This is a genomic window from Marinobacter alkaliphilus (assembly GCF_055394375.1).
The window spans coordinates 1,333,357-1,353,016 of record NZ_AP043751.1; the positions used below are offsets into that span (position 1 = coordinate 1,333,357).

The 19,660-nt window shown below is 59.2% G+C and carries 14 protein-coding genes; 10 read left to right on the forward strand and 4 right to left on the reverse strand.

Annotation, left to right across the window (positions count from 1 at the left end; translation table 11 throughout):
- Positions 1–440: 440 nt before the first annotated feature.
- Positions 441–845, reverse strand: coding sequence for a VanZ family protein (locus ACZ5Q2_RS05940; protein ID WP_432210350.1), 405 nt, complete (start codon positions 843–845; stop codon positions 441–443).
- Between the two features lie 95 nt (positions 846–940).
- Between ACZ5Q2_RS05940 and cysZ the strand changes: the two genes are divergently transcribed.
- The 5 genes from cysZ to ACZ5Q2_RS05965 all read left to right on the forward strand — a co-directional run bounded on the left by cysZ (position 941) and on the right by ACZ5Q2_RS05965 (position 8,018).
- On the forward strand, positions 941–1,690 hold the full coding sequence (gene cysZ / locus ACZ5Q2_RS05945; protein WP_072676103.1) for a sulfate transporter CysZ: 750 nt from the start codon (positions 941–943) through the stop codon (positions 1,688–1,690).
- An 18-nt stretch (positions 1,691–1,708) separates the two neighbouring features.
- A complete protein-coding gene (gene rapA / locus ACZ5Q2_RS05950; RefSeq protein ID WP_432210349.1) occupies positions 1,709–4,570 on the forward strand; it encodes an RNA polymerase-associated protein RapA in 2,862 nt (953 codons plus the stop codon).
- 137 nt (positions 4,571–4,707) lie between these two features.
- Positions 4,708–7,155 carry an acyl-CoA dehydrogenase gene (locus ACZ5Q2_RS05955; RefSeq protein ID WP_197463800.1) on the forward strand — a complete coding sequence of 816 codons (2,448 nt, stop codon included), beginning with the start codon at positions 4,708–4,710 and terminating at the stop codon, positions 7,153–7,155.
- Between the two features lie 14 nt (positions 7,156–7,169).
- A complete protein-coding gene (gene crcB, locus ACZ5Q2_RS05960; RefSeq protein ID WP_058091547.1) occupies positions 7,170–7,550 on the forward strand; it encodes a fluoride efflux transporter CrcB in 381 nt (126 codons plus the stop codon).
- A gap of 261 nt (positions 7,551–7,811) precedes the next feature.
- Positions 7,812–8,018 carry a cold-shock protein gene (locus ACZ5Q2_RS05965; protein ID WP_008172950.1) on the forward strand — a complete coding sequence of 69 codons (207 nt, stop codon included), beginning with the start codon at positions 7,812–7,814 and terminating at the stop codon, positions 8,016–8,018.
- Between the two features lie 90 nt (positions 8,019–8,108).
- On the opposite strand, the gene ACZ5Q2_RS05970 is transcribed toward ACZ5Q2_RS05965, so the two are convergent.
- Positions 8,109–8,912 (reverse strand): dienelactone hydrolase family protein, encoded by an 804-nt coding sequence (locus ACZ5Q2_RS05970; protein ID WP_432210348.1) that lies wholly within the window; start codon positions 8,910–8,912, stop codon positions 8,109–8,111.
- A 244-nt stretch (positions 8,913–9,156) separates the two neighbouring features.
- Between ACZ5Q2_RS05970 and ACZ5Q2_RS05975 the strand changes: the two genes are divergently transcribed.
- The 3 genes from ACZ5Q2_RS05975 to ACZ5Q2_RS05985 all read left to right on the forward strand — a co-directional run bounded on the left by ACZ5Q2_RS05975 (position 9,157) and on the right by ACZ5Q2_RS05985 (position 12,972).
- A complete protein-coding gene (locus ACZ5Q2_RS05975; RefSeq protein WP_072676108.1) occupies positions 9,157–9,768 on the forward strand; it encodes a Yip1 family protein in 612 nt (203 codons plus the stop codon).
- Between the two features lie 102 nt (positions 9,769–9,870).
- Entirely contained in the window at positions 9,871–10,068 is a 198-nt protein-coding gene (locus tag ACZ5Q2_RS05980; protein ID WP_432210347.1) for a PhoD-like phosphatase N-terminal domain-containing protein, read from the forward strand.
- Between the two features lie 159 nt (positions 10,069–10,227).
- The gene (locus tag ACZ5Q2_RS05985; RefSeq protein ID WP_432210346.1) at positions 10,228–12,972 is read left to right on the forward strand and encodes a cation-translocating P-type ATPase; all 2,745 of its coding nucleotides are present in this window, start codon (positions 10,228–10,230) and stop codon (positions 12,970–12,972) included.
- Between the two features lie 17 nt (positions 12,973–12,989).
- On the opposite strand, the gene ACZ5Q2_RS05990 is transcribed toward ACZ5Q2_RS05985, so the two are convergent.
- Positions 12,990–15,410, reverse strand: a complete 2,421-nt coding sequence (locus tag ACZ5Q2_RS05990) for a phosphoketolase family protein (protein ID WP_432210345.1) — start codon at positions 15,408–15,410, stop codon at positions 12,990–12,992.
- A 194-nt stretch (positions 15,411–15,604) separates the two neighbouring features.
- On the opposite strand from ACZ5Q2_RS05990, the gene ACZ5Q2_RS05995 reads away from it, so the two are divergent.
- Complete coding sequence (locus ACZ5Q2_RS05995) at positions 15,605–15,895, forward strand: type VI secretion system PAAR protein (protein WP_061330853.1); 291 nt, start codon at positions 15,605–15,607, stop codon at positions 15,893–15,895.
- Here ACZ5Q2_RS05995 and ACZ5Q2_RS06000 read toward each other — a convergent pair.
- Positions 15,882–18,494 carry an EAL domain-containing protein gene (locus ACZ5Q2_RS06000; protein ID WP_464597172.1) on the reverse strand — a complete coding sequence of 871 codons (2,613 nt, stop codon included), beginning with the start codon at positions 18,492–18,494 and terminating at the stop codon, positions 15,882–15,884. The genes ACZ5Q2_RS05995 and ACZ5Q2_RS06000 overlap by 14 nt on opposite strands.
- A 226-nt stretch (positions 18,495–18,720) precedes the next feature.
- Here ACZ5Q2_RS06000 and pbpG point away from each other — a divergent pair, with 226 nt between their 5' ends.
- Positions 18,721–19,650, forward strand: coding sequence for a D-alanyl-D-alanine endopeptidase (gene pbpG / locus ACZ5Q2_RS06005; RefSeq protein WP_227510039.1), 930 nt, complete (start codon positions 18,721–18,723; stop codon positions 19,648–19,650).
- Positions 19,651–19,660 lie beyond the last annotated feature (10 nt).

The following is a 19,660-nucleotide window of genomic DNA, read 5'->3' on the forward strand; positions in this document are numbered from 1 at the left end:
AGGGCAACCCTCGAGCTGCCCTTTGCAGGTACTGAACCGCCATCCTGAGCAGTTCAGATTCGGAACAGGTTGGCGTCTCCGTGCGCGGTGGGCAACTGCCTTGTTGCCAGTCCTTGCGTCCGTTCCCTGGTGCCGGCGTCCGAGCCAGCCATCCAATTCGTTATCCCTTAAGCGAGGCGTCCCTGAGTCCTTGCCTCTCCCCACAATCCATGCAGGGGTGCGTCCGGTGCGTCGTCCTTTTCCCTGTCATCCTTGACGTTGAACATCATACCAATCCCACCTTTACAGACGTGTGAACTGTGCACGATTTGTTGAATACGAAACTGCGGGCATCAATATTTTTTGTTCAAAATCATTAATATGGATTAATTTTCTGGGTGAGCGCTCGCGTCTGCGCACGCTACGCGGCTACATGTTCTTACATGCTTGTAGGAAATGTCTCACACAGAGTCGGGCGAATTTCTCAAATCCACTTCGCCGGCATTGCGGATGCCCGGCCAGGGCAGCATGCCGATTGCAATGCCCAGGGCATCCGCCAGAACATCGGCCATGGAAAAATCCCGATAGGGGAGGTTGGCCTGGACCGCTTCGAGCGCCACGCCGAAGCCCAGCAGGGCAGGGGCGTACCAGAATGCACTCAGGCGAGGCCAGGCCAGCCGGGTGACAATGGTCAATTCAATAAACGCAATAATGTGGTTGACCTTGTCGTTGGCGGCTGCAGGGATGGGGTAGCTGGAGCTGGTTGTGGCCAGGTACAGGATGGCGGCCACCGAGATCAGCAAGACTGCCTGCCAGAGCCGGCGCATGCGCAGAAGGGTAGAGACGGTTTGCTGAAATGGGAGCATCAAGTCATCCGGGTGTGGTTGCAGGCTGTGGGAACGATCCTGACATGATATGCTTTGCGCCCCGTTTTTGTCATGGCAGCGGAGGATCATCGGTGATGCTCAAGGGTAACTTTTTCAGAGGACTGGGTTATCTGGGTGAAGGTTTCAGGCTGATCCGCCTGCCGGGCCTGCGCCTGTTTGTCATCATTCCCCTTGTGCTCAACATCCTCCTGTTTGGTGTGATGTTCTATTTCATGGCGGAGCTGTTTTCAGTCTTGATCGCCGGGGCCATGGCCTGGCTGCCGGATTGGGCCTGGTTGCAGGCACTGGACTGGCTGTTCTGGTTACTTTACGGCGTCGTGATTCTGCTGATGCTGGCCTACGGTTTCGTGATTGTTGCCAATCTTATCGGCTCGCCGTTCTACGGTTATCTGGCCGAACTTACCGAAAAGCACCTGACCGGCCAGGAAGTCAATCCGGACGAAGGCTGGGCGGCGCTGCTGAAGGATACCCCGCGAATTCTCTGGCGCGAGGTCCAGAAGATCGCCTATTACCTTCCCCGCGCCCTGGGCCTGTTCATCATAGGCCTGATTCCGGTCGTCAACCTGGTGGCGGCCTTACTCTGGTTCCTGTTCAACAGCTGGATGATGGCGTTGCAGTACGTGGATTATCCGGCTGACAACCATAAAGTCAGTTTTGCCCGTCTGCGCCGGGATCTTGCGGCCCAGCGGCTGTCAGCACTGGGTTTCGGCTTGCCGGTGGCCCTGGCTGCCATGGTGCCGGTGCTTAATCTGGTGGTGGTGCCGGCGGCAGTGTGCGGCGCAACCGCCTACTGGGTGCGGGAAAATACATCGAATCAACAGTAACTTGCTTGCGGAGGTTTCTTGGAAACATCGGAATTTGTCATCGGTCAGCGTTGGGTGAGCCACAGCGATACCGCTTTGGGTTTGGGTATCGTTACCGACATCTCGGGGCGCAGAGTTACCCTGGGGTTTCCGGCGGCCGATGAAGAGCGCACCTATGCCATCGATAATGCGCCTTTATCGCGCATTGTCTACCAGCTGGGTGAGGAGATAGAGACCTTTGACGGCGAGCGTTACATTGTTCGTGCCGTTGAGGATCTCCACGGTGTTCTGATGTACCACGCCGATGACGGCGAAAATATCCAGCAGATCTCCGAGGTAAAGCTGGCCGGTTCGGTCAATTTTTCGGCCCCGCACCAGCGCCTGTTCGCCGGTCAGTTTGACCGAAACGGCGCTTTCCGGTTGCGGGTGTCTACCCTTCAGCACCTGGACCGCCTGCGGGCCTCCCCGGCCCAGGGATTAATTGGTGCGCGCACCCAGCATCTGCCGCACCAGCTGTACATTGCCCACGAAGTGGCGCGCCGCCATGCCCCTAGAGTGTTGCTGGCCGATGAGGTGGGGCTGGGCAAAACCATAGAGGCTGGCCTGATCCTGCACTATCAGCTGCACACCGGCCGGGCCCGAAGGGCGCTGATTGTGGTGCCGGATTCGCTGATTCACCAGTGGCTGGTGGAAATGCTGCGCCGCTTCAACCTGCGTTTTTCTATTGTGGATCGTCGCCGCTACGACGACATCAAGGCCCAGGAAGACGATGTGGACGCGCTGGTAAACCACATCTTCGGTGACGACGACAGCGTCAACCCGTTCGAGGCAGACCAGCTGGTGTTGTGCAGTCTCGATTTTCTGGTTGAAAGCGAACAGGCCCGCAACCATGCCCTGGCGGCGGGTTGGGATCTGATGGTGGTAGACGAAGCCCACCACCTGGCCTGGTCGCCGGAGCAGGCCAGCCCGGAATATCAGGTGGTTGAAAGCCTGTCTGAGGCCAGCAAAGGCCTGCTGCTGCTGACGGCCACACCGGAGCAGGTGGGTGTGGCCAGCCATTTCGCCCGTTTGCGCTTGCTGGACCCCGCACGGTTCCACTCCCTGGACGCGTTCCGGGAGGAGGAACAGCAATACGAGACCATCAACAAAGTGGTGCGCCGGCTGCTTGAAACCCCAGGCCAAATTAGCCCTGAAGACGAAACGGCCCTTGCCGGCTGGCTGGGTGATGAACTGGAGGAGCTTCTGGCCCGGGATGATGCGCATCAGGCGGTGATCGATGCGCTGCTGGACCGGCACGGCACTGGCCGGGTGCTGTTCCGCAACACCCGGGCAGCGATTCAGGGCTTCCCGGAGCGCCAGCCGCTGCCGGAACCTCTGCCGTGTCCTGCCCTTTACGATGACTGCCGCTACGGCGATGTTGGCCTGGCGCCTGAACAGACAGTGCCGGAAGAACAATGGCTGGCGGACGATCCGAGAGTGGCCTGGCTGGAGAAAAAACTGGCCAGCCTGCGACCAGCCAAAGTGGTGGTGATCTGCGCCCGGGCTGATACCGCCATGGCGCTGGAGCACTACTTGCAGCTGCGGGCCGGCATTCGCAGTGCCGCCTTCCACGAGCACCTGAGCCTGCTGGAGCGGGATCGTGCCGCCGCCTATTTTGCGGACAGCGAGCAGGGCGCCCAGGCGCTGATCTGCTCGGAAATCGGCAGTGAAGGCCGCAACTTCCAGTTTGCCCATCACCTGGTTTTGTTTGATTTGCCCGCCAACGCGGACCTGCTGGAACAGCGAATTGGCCGGCTGGACCGTATCGGTCAGAACGAAGCCATCCGGATTCACATACCCTACCTGCAGGGCACCAGTCAGGAAGTGCAGTACCGCTGGTTCCAGGAAGGGCTCAATGCCTTTGCCGAGAGCTGTGCCGTCGGTGTGGCCGTTCACGACCTGGTGGGTGACGAGTGGCAGAAAGCGCTGGAGGGCGATGACGCCGCTCTGGAACCCATGCTGGCGAGCAGCGCCGAGGAAACTGCGCGGCTGAAAACCCTGCTGCACAATGGCCGGGATGCCCTGATTGAGCTCAACTCCTGCCGCCGGGATGAAGCCGAAGCCTTGATTGCCAGTATCGAACAGGAGGAAAGCTCGGCCCAGGTCCGTGATTACATGATGCAGGCGTTCGATATTCTGGGTGTGGATGTTGAAGACCACAGTGAGCATGCCGATGTGCTCAAGCCTGGCGAACAATACCAGGCTGGCCATGTTGCCGAGCTGCCGGAGGACGGCCTGACCGCCACCTGGGAGCGTGAACAGGCCCTGCAGCGGGAAGACATGGCGTTCATGAGCTGGGAGCACCCGATGGTGACCGGTGTGATGGATTCTGTCACCAGCTCGGGCCTGGGCAAGGCCGCGCTGGCCAATCTGTCCGTGAAGGCGCTGCCGCCCGGCACCCTGCTGCTGGAAGCCTTGTTTGCCGTACACTGCCCGGCGCCGGAGTCCCTGCAGTTAACCCGCTATCTGCCGGTTTCACCGCTGCGACTGGTGGTGGATGTGAATGGCCGGGACCTGTCCAACGCGTTACCTCATGATCGCCTGAATGAGCTGTGTTCCAACATTCGCCGGCGCACGGCACAGGCTATCGTTCCGAAAATCCGGGCCGAGGTGGAAACCATGGTGGACCACGTTGAGCGACTGGCAGAGCCGCATCTGGCGCAGCTGCAGGCGCAAGCGCTGGCGCAGGTTGAGGCGGGCTTTGTTCCGGAGGTGCGCAGGCTGGAGGCATTGCAGAGGGTAAACCCGGCGATTCGCAGTGAGGAGATCGATTTTCTGCGCGACCAGCTGGATGCTGCCCGGGAAGCGGTGGGCCACGCCAGCCTTGCGCTGGAAGGTATTCGGGTGATTGTTACCTCCTGAAGTGGACTAACTGGCTGAGTTGCGGGCGTTATCTGGCAACATGGCATCTGATAGAGTAAGTTGAACGTAACGAAGTGTTATAAGGCTTTGGTTATTGTCCAAAGACTCCAATCCACGGAAGACAGAGAGAACCTGTGATGACGTTGATACTGTTTCTGATCGCATTGGGCGGCCTGCTGTTTGTATTGCGCCGCGAATCCGGTGCAAAGCCTGCTATTGGTGTTATGGCGGTGGTGGGTGTGATCGCCCTTTTCTCGGGCTCTGGCTGGCTCGCGCTGGTGTTATTTGTCGGTGCTGCCATAACCGCAATGGCGGGGCTGCCGCAGTTCCGGATCAACTGGCTTACCCCGCGGGTGTTCGCCATGTTCAAGAAGGTGGCGCCCAAGGTCTCGGAGACAGAAAAGGTGGCGCTGGAAGCTGGCACCGTGGGCTGGGACGGCGAGCTGTTTACCGGCCGCCCGGACTGGCACAACCTGCTGATCAACCGCCATACCGGGTTGAGCGACGAAGAACAGGCATTCGTTGATAACCAATGTACCCAGGCGATCTCCATGTGCAATGCCTGGGATCTGGCGGTGGAGCGGGCTGACCTGCCGAAAGAACTGTGGGACTTCCTCAAGAAAGAGAAATTCTTCGGTATGATCATTCCGAAGGAGTACGGTGGTCTGGAGTTCTCGGCCAAGGCTCAGACAGCAGTATTGCAGAAGCTGGCGGCCAACGAGATGTTGATGGTGACCGTAGGTGTTCCCAATTCCCTCGGCCCCGGCGAGTTGCTGGTCAAATACGGCACCGAAGAACAGAAAAACTACTATTTGCCACGCCTTGCCGATGGCCGTGAGGTGCCTTGCTTTGGTCTCACTGGCCCGCGGGCAGGCTCGGATGCAACGTCGCTGCCGGATACCGGCATCGTCTGCAAACAGAAAGTGGATGGCAAGGAAGTGCTGGGCATCCGCCTGAACTTCGAGAAACGCTGGATTACCCTGGCGCCGGTGGCCACCGTGGTGGGTCTGGCGTTCCGGATGTTTGACCCGGACGGTCTGCTGGGTGACACCAAAGACTACGGCATTACCTGTGCCCTGATTCCCCGGGACACCGACGGCATGGAAATCGGTCGTCGCCACTGCCCGATCGGTACTCCGTTCATGAACGGACCCATCAAGGGCAAAGACGTGTTTATCCCGCTGGATTACATCATCGGTGGCCAGGAAATGGCCGGCCAGGGCTGGCGTATGCTGGTTGAGTGCCTGTCTGTCGGCCGCTGCATCACCCTGCCGTCTGGTGCGGCTGGTGCTGCCGCCTACTCCGTGGGCACGGCTGGCGGTTTCACCCGCATTCGCCGTCAGTTCAATACGCCGGTGGCGGATATGGAGGGTGTGCAGGCGCCCCTGGCCCGCATTGCTGCGAAAACCTACATTGCCCAGTCGGCGGTGAACCATACCGCCAACATGATCGACCGGGGCGAGAAACCGGCGGTGCCGTCGGCGATCCTCAAGTACCATCTGACCGAGTTCCAGCGTGAAATTCTGACCGACGCCATGGATGTTCACGGTGGTAAAACGGTTACCCTCGGCCCCCGTAACTATCTGGGGATTGGTTTCAGTGGTGCGGCGGTGTCGATCACCGTTGAGGGTGCCAACATCATGACCCGCAGCCTGATGATCTTCGGCCAGGGTGCGATCCGTTGCCATCCTTACGTTCTGAAAGAGCTTGCCGCTAAGGATAACGACGACATCAAGGCCTTTGATGAGGCATTCTTTGGTCATGCCGGCCTGATTTTCGGCAACGCCGCCCGTGCGTTCACCCAGGCCCTGGGCGTCGGCAAGGCCGATGTGCCGTTTGACAGCGCTTCGCGCAAGTATGCCCAGGCCCTGGCACGGTTCAGCTCCGCCTTTGGGCTGTGTGCCGATGCCGCCATGACCACACTTGGCGGTGAGCTGAAAATGCGTGAGCTGATCTCCGCCCGTCTCGGCGACATGCTGTCCAATCTCTACCTGGCATCCATGGTGCTGAAAAACTGGCATGAGACTCAGCCAGTGGAAGGCGAGAAAGAACTGATGCAGTACAGCCTGGCATTTTTGCTACACCGTACTGAACAGGCCCTGGATGAGTTCCTGCAGAACCTGCCGAATCGTCCGGTGGCCCTGGCCCTGCGGGCGGTAACCTTGCCGCTGGGATGTCGTTGGGATGCGCCTCATGATGATCTGGCACGCAAGCTGGCGCGGGCGATCTCTACCGATACGCCCATCCGCAACAAGCTGATGGCGGGTGCCTGGACCACCGACGGCGAAGGCACCGTGGAAAATCCGGTAGCCCGCTACAACGGTCTGCTCAAGGATTACGACAAGGCCGAGCAGCTCTACCGCAAAGCCACCAAGGCGTATGCCAAGGGTGAACTGCCGATGACGGCATTGCACCCGGAAGAGCGCTTTGAAGCGGCTCTGGAAGCGGGCATCTACACCAAGGAAGAAGCAGATTTCATGCGCCAGTATGAGCAGGTGGTGCTGGAGATGCTCACCGTGGATGACTTCCCGTTTGATGAGTTTGCCCGCAACAAGGACACCCTGATTGACCACAACCCTGCCTGACGGAGCAGGTTGCGGTGTGGCTCTCAGTGGTTGCAGTCAGCGTTGGCGCCGTGATCGGCGCCAACCTTCGATGGGCGCTCGGCTTATGGCTGAATGCCAGTTACCACGCGGTGCCCTGGGGCACTCTGGTGGCCAATCTCAGTGGCGGCTGGCTGGTTGGCTTGTTGATTGGTTTTTTTACCCAGAGTAACGCTCTGGCGCCGGAATGGCGTTTGTTTGCCATCACCGGGTTGTGTGGTGCGCTGACCACCTTCTCGACATTCTCGCTGGAAATGTTCGGTGCACTGCAGGAAGGCAAGTGGGCCATGGCACTCACCGGCATTGTCGCCCATGTGGTGGGGTCTATTCTTATGACTGCCCTGGGCTTTTATACCTTCAGTCTGATCAAGGGCTGAACAGTACGTAGGCGCCGCCGGAACTGGGTATGACTACCTACATAAATTATTGAAAAGCCCCTTGGCAAGCCGGGAATTCCAGAGTAGAGTGGTTCGTGTAGGAAAGATTAGCCAAGCAGTTCATGAATAAGACGTACCTCCGCAGTTAGTAGTGACCGTCCTGTTTTTGATCCCGCGAGTTCAGTTTTTCCGTCAAACGCTGATCAACACCATGAAGGTGTGTGGCAGCAGATAATATGATTGATTTCAGGAAGTTTAAGTATGTCTACTACTACCGGTACTGTTAAGTTCTTCAACGAAGCAAAAGGCTTTGGCTTTATCACTCGTGAAGGCGGCCCGGACGTATTTGTTCACTACAGCGCCATTCAGGGCTCTGGTTTCAAGACCCTGGCCGAAGGCCAGCAGGTCGAGTTCACCGTAACTCAGGGCCAGAAAGGTCCTCAGGCGGAGAACGTTGTTGCTCTGTAATCCCCATGGGATTCAGCAATAACCAAGAAAAAGGCAGCCTCGGCTGCCTTTTTTGTTGGCATTTCGGGCCGTTAACCTGGCCCGACCGGGTCAGCGAGCGAAGATCTCACTGTAGAATTGCATGGTGCCGTTCCAGGACCGGGCAGCAGCGGTTTCATCGTAGGCGATGGGCATCCCGAACTGTTCGGCAACCTTGTCTGCGCCAGGGTTGGTGAAAGCGTGGGTTACTCCGGGGAAGCTCACCAGTGTCAGGTCCACTTCCGCGTTCTGCATCTCCCGAACCAGGCTTGCTACCTGCTCTGAAGGCACCATCGGGTCGGCGCCACCGGTGTAAACCTGCACTTTGGCTTTTACCTTGCCAGCTTCTGCCTGAACCGGGCTGGACAGCGCGCCGTGGTAGCTGACCACCCCCGCCAGATCAACGCCAAGCCGAGCCATGTTCAATACCACGGCACCGCCGAAACAGTAACCCTGGGCGGCAATACGGCCGGCATCCACGCTTTCGTGGTTCTGCAGCAGTTCTTTTGCCTTCATGAAACGGGCTTTCACCTGATCTATGTTTTTGGTGGCTTCCTGCATGAATTCCTGGGCGGTATCCGGGTGTTCAGCCAGCTTGCCGTCACCGTACATGTCCAGGGCAAAGGCGGTGTAGCCGGCTGCGGCCAGCTTTTCTGCCTGCTCACGGGCGAAGGCATTATGGCCCCACCATTCGTGAACCACCAGAACGCCGGGCCGTTTGCCCTCGTCCTCATCATCCCAGGCCAGGTAGCCGCTGAAGGTCTGGCCATCCACTTCATAGGTGACCGTTTCGGTGCGAAGTTCGGCATTTGCACTGGCACCGGCAATGGCCAGGGCGAGCGCGGTAAGGTGAGTGGTTCTTTTAATTCCAGACATGTGGTTCATCTCCTTGTGTGATTTCGTGTTCCTTGTGATACGCGCGTTCAGACATACCCGATGAATACTGTTTACAGAACCAAATGATCTGATGACTTCGGATTAGCGAACAAAATAGCATCAGGCCCCGCTTTCAACCTGACCGTTCTTGACTATAGTTAAGAACAGGAACGGTGATAAGTCTGAACTTGTTCGGGCACCGTATCCACCCATACCAATAACATCAATAACGAGGGGGTGGTCTATGCTCCTGTCACACGCGTTTGGTCTGTTTACCCACCCGGACCAAGAGTGGGCATCCATAAAGAAAGAACACGAACATCCAACCCGGCTGTATGTTGCCTATGTGGTTATTCTGGCAGCCATCGCGCCGATCTGTGCTTACATCTCAACCGCGCATTTTGGCTGGTCCGTCGGCAACGAGCGATTGATCAAGCTAACGGAAATCAGTGCGTTGCAGCTGAGCGTCCTGACATACATTGCGATGCTGGTGGGCGTCTTTGCCCTGGGCTACGCCATTAACTGGATGGCAAAAACCTACGGTGCCAAAGAGGAACACGTACCTTCTAACGGTATTGCCCTTGCGGCTTATTCCTGCACTCCGCTGTTCCTGGCTGGCTTTGCGTTGTTGTACCCGGTGCCATGGTTCAACGCGGCCGTATTTCTGGCGGCAGCCTGTTACGGTGCCTGGCTGATGTATGACGGCCTGCCCATCGTGATGGGGATCGAGAAAGAGCGTGCGGTCATGTACGGCGGGGCCCTGCTGACCGTTGCCCTGGTGATTCTCGTTTCTACTCGTGTTGGCTCAGTCATTCTCTGGAACTTCGGTGTCGGCCCGGTGTTTGTCAGCGGGTAGTCGTAACCTGCCACAGGGATGTCGCAATCCGGCAACGCGGTTTTCATCTGAGCAGCCTAGCGTTTGGTCTGCGGTCGCGAATCGGGCGGCCTCGGTGTAGAGGTGGGCTGGGAAATTGCCAGGGACGCCGAGTTTGATGAGATCGTACACCCCGGCACCGCCGCGGCCAGCGCAGAGCATGATTACACGGTGAAGGTGGATGCCCGGGGCCTATCGGATGGCCAGCGCTACTTCTACCGTTTCCGCTCCGCCAACCGCACATCGCCTGTTGGTACTACCCGAACACTCCCTTCTTCATGATGCCGGCCCGGGCTCGGTGATTGCCCCGGGCCCGGTCGCGGGTTAATGTGATGAGGTCGCCGATGCGGTCTTATTTTCTGTCGGTACCTTGATCTGGCGCATTGGCAGTTTGTTCGTACTGGTTTGTAGTAGACGGTCGTTCATCAGCAGGGAGCATACATGTCCAACCCTCCATCGTTTTCTTCCGGACCAAGCGCCGCCCCTTCAGAGGCCGTCGGCCCTGCTTGGCACGCCATATCTGTTGCCGACGCTCGTCAGCACCTGAAAGCATCGGGCCCTTTATCGCGGGCCGACGTTGATGCACGGCTTGCAAGCTATGGTCCGAATCAGCTGCCGGAGACCCGGAGTGCCGGGCCTTTGCGGCGTCTGGCTCGACAGCTCAATAATTTCCTCATTTATGTGCTTCTGACCGCTGTGGTCATTACCGCTGCGCTTGGCCATTGGGTGGACTCCGGGGTTATTCTGGCGGTGGTGGTGATCCAGGCGCTGGTGGGGTTTATTCAGGAGGGCAAGGCCGAGCAGGCTTTGTCTGCCATTCGCCATATGCTGGCACCCAAGGCCAGAGTGGTTCGGGAAGATGGTCAGCATCAGGTGGATGCCGCCGGGCTGGTTCCGGGCGATACCGTACTGCTGGAGCCCGGCGACCGGGTGCCTGCCGATATCCGGCTGGAGAAGTGCCACAACCTGAAGGTTGAGGAAGCCATACTGACGGGGGAATCCGAGGCGGTAGACAAAGCCGTAGAGCCGGTAGCGTCAGATGCAGCCTTGGGTGATCAGGTCAGCATGGTGTTTTCCGGCACCATGGTGGCTACTGGCACCGGTCGCGGTGTGGTGGTTCGTACTGGAGCAAATACCGAGATCGGTCGAATCTCTGGCTTGCTGGCAACCACCACGTCACTGAAAACACCGCTGCTTGAGCAGATGGATCGCTTTGCCCGGGTGCTTTCCATTATTGTAATACTGGCCGGCATTGGTATTTTCCTTGGTGGCCTGGCATTCAGCGGTCTAGCGTTCCGGGAGTTGTTCATGGCGGTTGTGGGCCTGACGGTTGCCGCAATTCCGGAAGGGCTTCCGGCCATTCTGACCATCACCCTGGCTATCGGTGTTCGGCAAATGGCAAAACGCCAGGCGGTGGTCCGGCGTATGCCCGTGATAGAAACCCTTGGCGCGGTGTCGGTGATCTGCTCCGACAAAACAGGCACCCTGACCCGCAACGAAATGATGGTGACGGCGGTTGTTGCCGGTGGTCAGAGATTCGATGTTACCGGTGAAGGCTACAGCTTCGATGGCATGATCTGCCAGGACCAACAACCAGTAGAGAGTTCCGAGTTGCTGGCAGAAATGGCCAGGGCGACCGCCCTGTGCAATGACGCCAGCCTGGGTGAAAAGGATGGCCGCCCCGTTATCCACGGCGACCCGATGGAAGCCGCCCTCAAGGTCTTTGCCCGCAAGGCCGAATTCGATACCGAATCCAGTTCCGGAGACTGGCCCAGAATCGATGAGATACCGTTTGATACCCGCATTCGCTTCATGGCGACCCTTCACCATGATCATCATGGCCACGAGGTTGCCTACCTGAAAGGGGCGCCGGAGCGGATACTGGAGATGTGTACCAGTGAAGTGACCGGGGACGGTGGTGTGGTGGCACTCGACAGACAACGCTGGGATGACACGGTCACCGAGATGGCGTCGGAAGGGCTAAGGGTTCTGGCGATTGCCCGAAAGCCAATGGCTGAAGCGGGGCGCCAACTGGTGGTTGAAGACCTTGAACAAGGGGTGGAGCTTCTGGGTGTTGTCGGGTTGTTAGACCCACCCCGGCAAGAGGCCATTCAGGCCATTGAGGAGTGCCATAACGCCGGCATCAGAGTGAAGATGATTACCGGTGACCATGCCCTGACCGCAGGAGCGATCGCCCGGAAACTGGGTTTACGAAACAGCGAGCGAGTGCTCACCGGCAAGGAACTGGACGAACTGGATGATGACCAGTTGCGAGAGTTAGCCGGTGAGGTGGATGTGTTTGCCCGCACCAGCCCGGAACACAAACTGCGCCTGGTCCAGGCGTTGCAGGCATTGCACGGTGTGGTCGCCATGACCGGTGACGGAGTGAACGATGCGCCGGCCCTGAAACGGGCCGACGTTGGTATCGCCATGGGCGTGAAAGGCTCTGAAGCCGCCAGAGAAGCGTCGTCCGTGGTGCTGCTGGATGATAACTTTGCCAGCATCGCAGCAGCGGTTCGGGAGGGTCGAACGGTCTATACCAACCTACGCAAAGCCATTGCTTTCCTGTTACCGGTCAACGGGGGGGAATCCATCAGCCTGATCACCGCGCTGTTATTGGGGCTTGCCTTGCCGATTTCGGCTTTGCAGATTCTGTGGGTCAATATGGTCAGCTCAGTGGTATTGGCGATGACACTGGCGTTTGAGCCCCCGGAACCCGGCGTCATGAAACAGCCGCCGCGCCCCAAGGAAGAGTCACTGTTACAGGGCTTCGTGGTCTGGCGGGTTGTGTTTGTGTCGTTCCTGTTCCTGGCGGGGATATTCGGGGCCTGGTTCTGGGCCATGCATCGCTTCGATGATATGGCCGTGGCCAGTACCCTGGCAGTGAATACCCTGGTGGCGATGGAAGTGTTTTACCTGTTTGCCGTACGTTACCTGGATACGCCTTCCATCACCTTACGGGGAGTACTGGGCACGCCAATCGTGTTGCTGGCGGTTGCTTCGGTGATTGGCCTTCAGTTGCTGTTCACCTACACGCCCTGGTTCCAGGCAACTTTCGGTACCAGTGCGCTTTCGCTGGAATTGCTCGGCTTTGCCTGCGCGGCCGGTGTGACGGTACTGGTGTTGCTGGAAATCGAAACCGCTATTCGCCAGCGGTTGTTGGCCACGGCCACGGCACCTGGCTGACACCGTGGCCGTGGCACTCAAGGCAGGCCGCAAGTGATCACTGAAGGATCTCCGCGACCCTCCACGGCTGCCAGTTCTGCGCTGGACAGCCACTCGCCCGGTGGTTTGTCCATGACGTCGGCACAGGCCGCCAGGGCGTGGCCCCAGGAACACTGGTTGGCGAACAGCATGCCGGCTTCGTTCAGGGTGCCACCGCGGTTGATGTATCCCAATACCCGTGAATGGGCGGGCTGGGGGAACAGAGTGTGCAGGTGCCCCCGGAATACTTCCGGGCGCATGTGGGTGAGTGCCACTCGCCGCTGCATACGGTGCGGGAACAGCCGTTCCCGCTCGAACTCGGTCAGGCAGGCTGCCGCTTCGAGGGGATCCCGGGGCTGGCGGAACCGGCCCGGTTCCTGCAAGTAGACCAGACGGAACGGCGTTCCGGTTTCCCGCAAACGTTCGCAGGCGCGAATGGCCTCTGATAGTTGATAGGCACCATTGGCAATCAGCAGCAGGGGCTCCTCACCGGCGGAGGTGTCTTCGTCGACTACCAGGGCGCCGTGCCTGGCCAGGCGTTCAGCCTCGTTAGCATTGAACACACAGGGCCGGTCGCGCTTCGGGATAACCATGCAGCTGATTCTTCCGCGTTCGGTGAATACCGACGGCAGAACCGCCAGGGCGCTGTTGTAGTCAGCAGGGAAAAGCACCCGGGATACATCGCTCATTTCACCCAGCATGGCCTCGCAGAACGTGGTGTCCTGATGGGACTGCTCGTTCTTGCCGTTTTCCCAGGTGTGGGAGGTGGCTATGATCGGGAAGCCAAGCCAGCGGGCGGGCCTGCCCACCTCTTTCTGGTGCCTGGCAAAGATCAGCTCCTGCCGCACCGCACCGAGCATTTTTACGCAGAAGGCCTCGTAACTGGCGACCAGATTCAGGCCTGCCTTGTTCCCCAGGCAGGCAGAGACCACCGCTTCCTCGTTGAGGGCAGTGATGATATGGCCGTGAATGGATTCGTCATCGCTTTCCGGATCGTTTACCCGATGCCTGAGGTCCTTGAGAACACCCGTCAGCCGATTGCTTGCCAGTTCATCCGGATTGCCTACTCTGGGCCGAAGATCCGGATTGCTCTTGGTCAGTGCCCGGAAGAAGGCGTCCACTGCCGTCATCGGTGATGACTTGTCCTGACTGTAAGGCAATACCGGAACCTGGGGTTCACGTGGGTTGCGCAGTGCCAGGGGGTGATCCCGCTCAAGGGGGCGCTGTTGCTGACGGTGCTCACTAAGCGCAGCGACGGCCCATTCAAGTTCTTCCGGAGGTACCCACAGGGGCTGGATGTGCTCGTTGAACAGGTCCCGGGCCCGGGTGTCCAGCCGTGGGTTGCCCGGCAGGGGCAGGTTGTGGGCGGAATTCTGGCCGGCACCGTAGAACCCGAAACCCTTTGTGGTTTCGGCGATACCGTAGGGGATACGGACAGGGTAGCTGGCTTCACCCCGGCTGGCGGCGTCGCCGTGGGCCGCCAGTGTCCGTTCCATATCAAGCAGGGTGCAGACAAACGCCGCCGGGTCTTTGCCATCGAAACGTACCGGCTCAAATCCATGTGCCTCAAGCAGCTCGGCGAAGCGTTCCAGCCCTTCCCTGGTGCCCAGCTCGGTGCGCTGTTCAATTCTTCGGCCATTGGCAATCATGATCGGCAGAACCTGCCCGCAATCGTCTGCCCGCCACCAGCGCGGAATCCAGTCGCTGCCTCTCTGTTCCTCGGCGGCACCGTCCGAGAGGAAGGCCACCAGCGATTCGCCCGGTAGCGGCATGTGGGCGTACTGCAGTTCGGCAAAGCCCAGGTAGCCGCCCTCCAGGATGCCCCCGGCGGTATGCGGATTGACGTGGCTGCCGAGGGGGGAGGCCATGGCACCGTCGGGCTTCTGGCGGTAGCTGTAGAAGTCAGCGGCAAGCCGCGACAAACCTTCAGGTGCCAGGTAGCGCGCCCGCTGTTCCGGATGCAGGTTGCCCGTCAACACGTTGAGGGCGTCGACGGCGGCAACGCAATGGCCCTGGCCCATCAGCCAGCTCCGGGTTTGCCCGGTCAGGTTGTTCAAGGCCAGATAAGCGGCGTAGGCAGGCACCATATTGAGGGCGCCACCAGTATGGCCTTCAGGTGATGCCTTGAAATCCTGGGCAGCCAGGGGCGCCCCGGAAATGTCCACCCGGTTGCAGTAGGTCATGTGCACCACCAGCCAGAGCCCTGCGCTGGTTAGCCGGTCGAGGTACGCCAGTTTCTGGTAGACGGTATCGGTATCGGGCTGCAGGCCATCCGCCACCAGTTTTCGGGCCAGGGCCTGAACCCTGGCTTCGGTGTCTTCCGAGTGGCGGATAACACCATAGCCCTGCTGCCAGCGTTGGTAGGCTGCACTGTTGTCTGCAGCAGCCGGCGATGGAGCTTGTACGTTGGGCGATGGCATGGTGCGGCCTCCATGGCTTTCGAGCTTGAGAGTGTGAAAGAAGTGTAAAACGCCCGGCCCGGGGAGCCCTTGATTCAGGTCAGTCGTAATTGCATCTTTTCGGAAGCGTCACAAAGCCACGAGCGATGGGTTGGGTTATCGGTAGAAACGTTATAGGATGTTTCTTCCAAACTTGTCCTGAAAGGAATCAGACAATGAGCAAAGCTATCGTGCTGTTGGGAGATCTTGGTTCAGACCATCAGGGTTTCCCGCCCACCCCGGTTCTCGCCGGTTCTCCCGATGTACTCGTGGATGGCAAGCCGGTTGCCCGTCTGGGCGACCCCCTGGCACCCCATTCCAAGCCCAAGCACTCCAGCCACCCCAGAGTGATTGCAGAAGGGTCATCTTCGGTAATGATCAATGGCAAGCCGGCTGCCATCACTGGTAGCGCCGTATCCTGCGGCGGGGTGACGATCGGCAGCGGCTCTGTGATTATCGGGGGCTGACCAGCGCTGCTCTGACCCTTTCGGGGCGTGCCCAGTAGTAGCCCTGGCCGTGCAGGCCGGGGAACTGCTGAAGCCACAGGGCGATGGCTTCATCCTCTACCCCTTCAACAACCACATCAAGGTCCAGCGCCTCGCCTAACTCCAGGGCTGCTCTCAGAATTTTCTGGCGGACCGGGTAAAGCAGTACGTCTTGCAGGAAACTGCGGTCAATCTTCAGTTCATCCAGCGGGAAGCTGGCCAGGTTGCCCAGGGATGAGTGCCCGGAACCGAAGTCGTCAAGGGCAATGCGGAACCCCATGCTGCTCAGGGTGCGGATGGCGCGCCGGGCCACTTCCGGGTCGGCCATGGCGGCGGTTTCGGTAATCTCAAGAATGACTTGGTCGGGGCTGACCCCGTACCGGCGGGTGATGGCGCCGGCTTCCTCATGGAACAATGGATGGGCAACGTCTTTGGCAGAGATGTTAACCGCAACACCGATGCTATCTCCGTAACGCTGTCGCAAGGCTGTAAAATCCTGGCAGGCCTGGTCCAGTACCCACAAGGTCACGGAATGAATGATACCCACCTGTTCGGCCAGGGGAATCCAGTGATCCGGGGGAATCCGGCCAAATTCCGGATGTTGCCAGCGAATCAGCGCCTCGGTTGAGCGCACCTTGCCATCCCGAATGCTCACCTTGGGCTGGTATTCCAGCCACATGTCGCCGCAGCGCAGGGCATCTTCAACATCCAGCATCAGGATTTGCTGTTGGTACTGCCAGTCGGCAATGGCCGGGTCGTAGATCGCCATCGGGCGGGTTTCATCCAGTGATGCAAAACCGGCGGAGGAGAGCACACTGGCGGCATCGGTACCATGCTCAGGCGCATAGGCGACCCCCATCGATGCCGCCCAGGAGAACGAAAACCGCCCCTCACGGAAGTTCTCTGACAGCCAGTGACTGATGGTTTCCAGTAATTCGCGATCCTGTGCCGGATCACTGCCGCGATCCATGGCGAAGGCGTGGTTGACGGTGTCGAGTGTGGCAATGCCGTAGCCATTGATCATGATCAGCCGATCACCGAGAGTGCGTTTGAGGTAGCGGTTCAATAGACGCAGGTATTGTTTGAGCAGGTCTTCGGCTGTCCGGTAGCCCAGGGCCTGCTCCAGTTCGTTGAACCGCGCCAGGCGGATCAGGCACAACGTGTAGGGGGTTTGCTGACAGTCGATGTTGCCCAGGGCTTCTTCCAGCATCGGCCGGTTCGGTTTGCCGGTAACCCGATGGGTTTTCAGTACCCGGTCATAATCCCGCTCGATGCGGGCTCGCAGTTTCTGTTCCTCCTGCACCCGAATGTCTGAGCTCAGGCGACGCTTACGCTCTTCCAGCAGCAGACGGCCAACACCGCTGGTCAGTATCAGCGATCCGGCGGCTGCCCCCAGAAAGAAGGCGGAGTCGGTCAGCGGTGTGACCGGGAACCAGCCGATGGTCCTCAGGGAACTAATGACGGCACCCAGGACAATGGCAAGCACCGACAGTGCGTAATAGCGGGCGTAAACGTGTTTGCGAAGCTGGCTGAGGACCAGGGCCAGGATGAAGGCGCCACCGGCGGCGCTGATGATCAGAAAAACGTCTTGTCCGAGTAATGGCAGTGGTAACGGGGCGGCCAGCAAATGCAGCCCGGCAGCCATGCTGAAGCCCCGGAGAATTCTGCGGCCCGTGCGGTGGATGGCCATGAAATGGGGGGTGAATTCGCACAGCGCGATCAGGCACAGCGACAGGCTGACCGAGAGCAGTGAGTTGAGCTCTGGCATGCCCGGCCAGAATAACCATAGCCCGAGGCCATCCATAACCAGCTGGCTGTAAATGACGCCGATCATCAGCACACTGAGCCAGGCAAGCCCGGGGCGTTTCAGCTTGGCGACGATGCTCAGGTTGAGCAAAAGGGCGAACACCAGCAATCCGGTAACAAACGATTTCCACGCGGTGCTGAAGGTACCTTCGCTGACGACCTCATTGCCTCCTGCAACAGACAGCGGCAACATCACCGGGCCGCTGTTCCTCACCTCCATCAGCAACACGGTTTCGCCGGGCTGAAGAGTGACGGGCCAGATCCACTGGGGCAGTGCCACATAGCGGTTATCAAACGGGTATTGGTCACCCATCACCGGGAGCGTCTCGATGGTACCGTCCGGATGAATCAGAGCCGGCTGGAGGTGATCCAGATAGGGGGCCGGTACCACCAGTTGGCTGTCGACCGGTTCCTGTCCCTCGGTTGTCAGTGTCATCCGGAAAGTGGCGGGCATTCTCGGATAGCCGATGCCGGCACGGTCCTTTGACAGTGGTTCCCAGTTCCCGGAATGCCAGCGTTGCTGCTCAAGTACCTCGGCCAGTGGGGCGAGCAGGTAGTGGGACTGCGGGTGCAACCTGACTGGAGAAGCGCTGCCTATGGTTGCCGTCAGGGCCTGGTCGGGGGCGGCGGAAGGCGCACTGAGGAGCGCAGTGGTTAGGCCGTAGCCGGCGGCCAGAAACAGGATGAGGAAGGGGAGCCAGCGATTCAGTGATTGCAAAAAAGGCAGCCTGGTCAGCGGGGGGCGGCTGGTCTGGTTTGCGGGTTCGGAATCCATTCGGTGAACATCCTGGCAACGTGGTCGGCTGAAGATTACCTAAAATTACAACCGTTAACGCGTTGTAACAATATGAATTTCAACAAATTTTAATGTATTTGATCGTATTTTGCATTTGCTGTTTAAAACGCATGATTAAAATGAGACCTGCGCAACAGATGGTTGGCGCTGGTATAGTAGGCGTTTCGGCGAGGCGACAGGATAAGGTTCGGGAGTGCAACGCAGTATGATTTTCATCAAGCGGTTATTCATCATGCCGGTGCTGCTGGCGGTCACGTTGTTGTCGGCAAACCCGGTACTGGCGGGGAGTCAGGGAATGCCGGCACTGGCATCGGTCAATGCCGCCGCCGCGGTTGCCGGAGAAGACGCGCTGCTGTTTGGCAAGAATGCCGATCGGCCGGTTCCGATTGCGTCAATCACCAAGCTGATGACCGCCCTGGTGGTTGTGGAATCCGGCCAGGACATGAATGAATGGCTGACCTTCGAAGAGCGCCACGTGCCCGCAGCGGCAAACGCCTGGACCCGTATTCGCGTGGGCTCTCGATTGAAACGGAGTGACGTGCTGAGAATTGCCCTGATGTCGTCGGAGAATTTTGCCGCCTACACCCTGGCGCGATCCTATCCCGATGGTTTCGATGGCTTTGTCGCGGCGATGAACGCCAAGGCTGCCGAACTGGGTATGGATAACACGCGGTTTGTTGATCCTACCGGGCTGTCTGTCGAGAATGTCTCCAGCGCCTCTGATCTGGTACGGCTTGCCAATGCGGCACTGGCGCATCCGCTGATTGGCGAATACTCGACCACTGGCTATTATCGTGCTGAATTCAGGGGTCCCAGGTACAGCCTGTCGTTTGGTAACACCAATGCCTTGGTGCATCGTCAAAGCTGGGGAGTAGGGCTGAGCAAGACGGGCTACCTGACGGAGGCTGGCCGTTGCCTGATCATGGTGTCCGAAATGGACAGCAAGCCGGTGATTACGGTGCTGCTGGATTCGTTGGGCACCCGATCGCCGATGGGTGATGCCGGCCGAATCAAACGTTGGCTGGCGAGTGGCGATCCCGGGTCTGTGGCGGCTGCCGCCAAGCGCTACGAGCAGGAGAGAAACGCGGCCTGGGCGGCGACCGAGGGAAGCCAGACAGCGCGTATCAACCAATAACAGGGTTCAG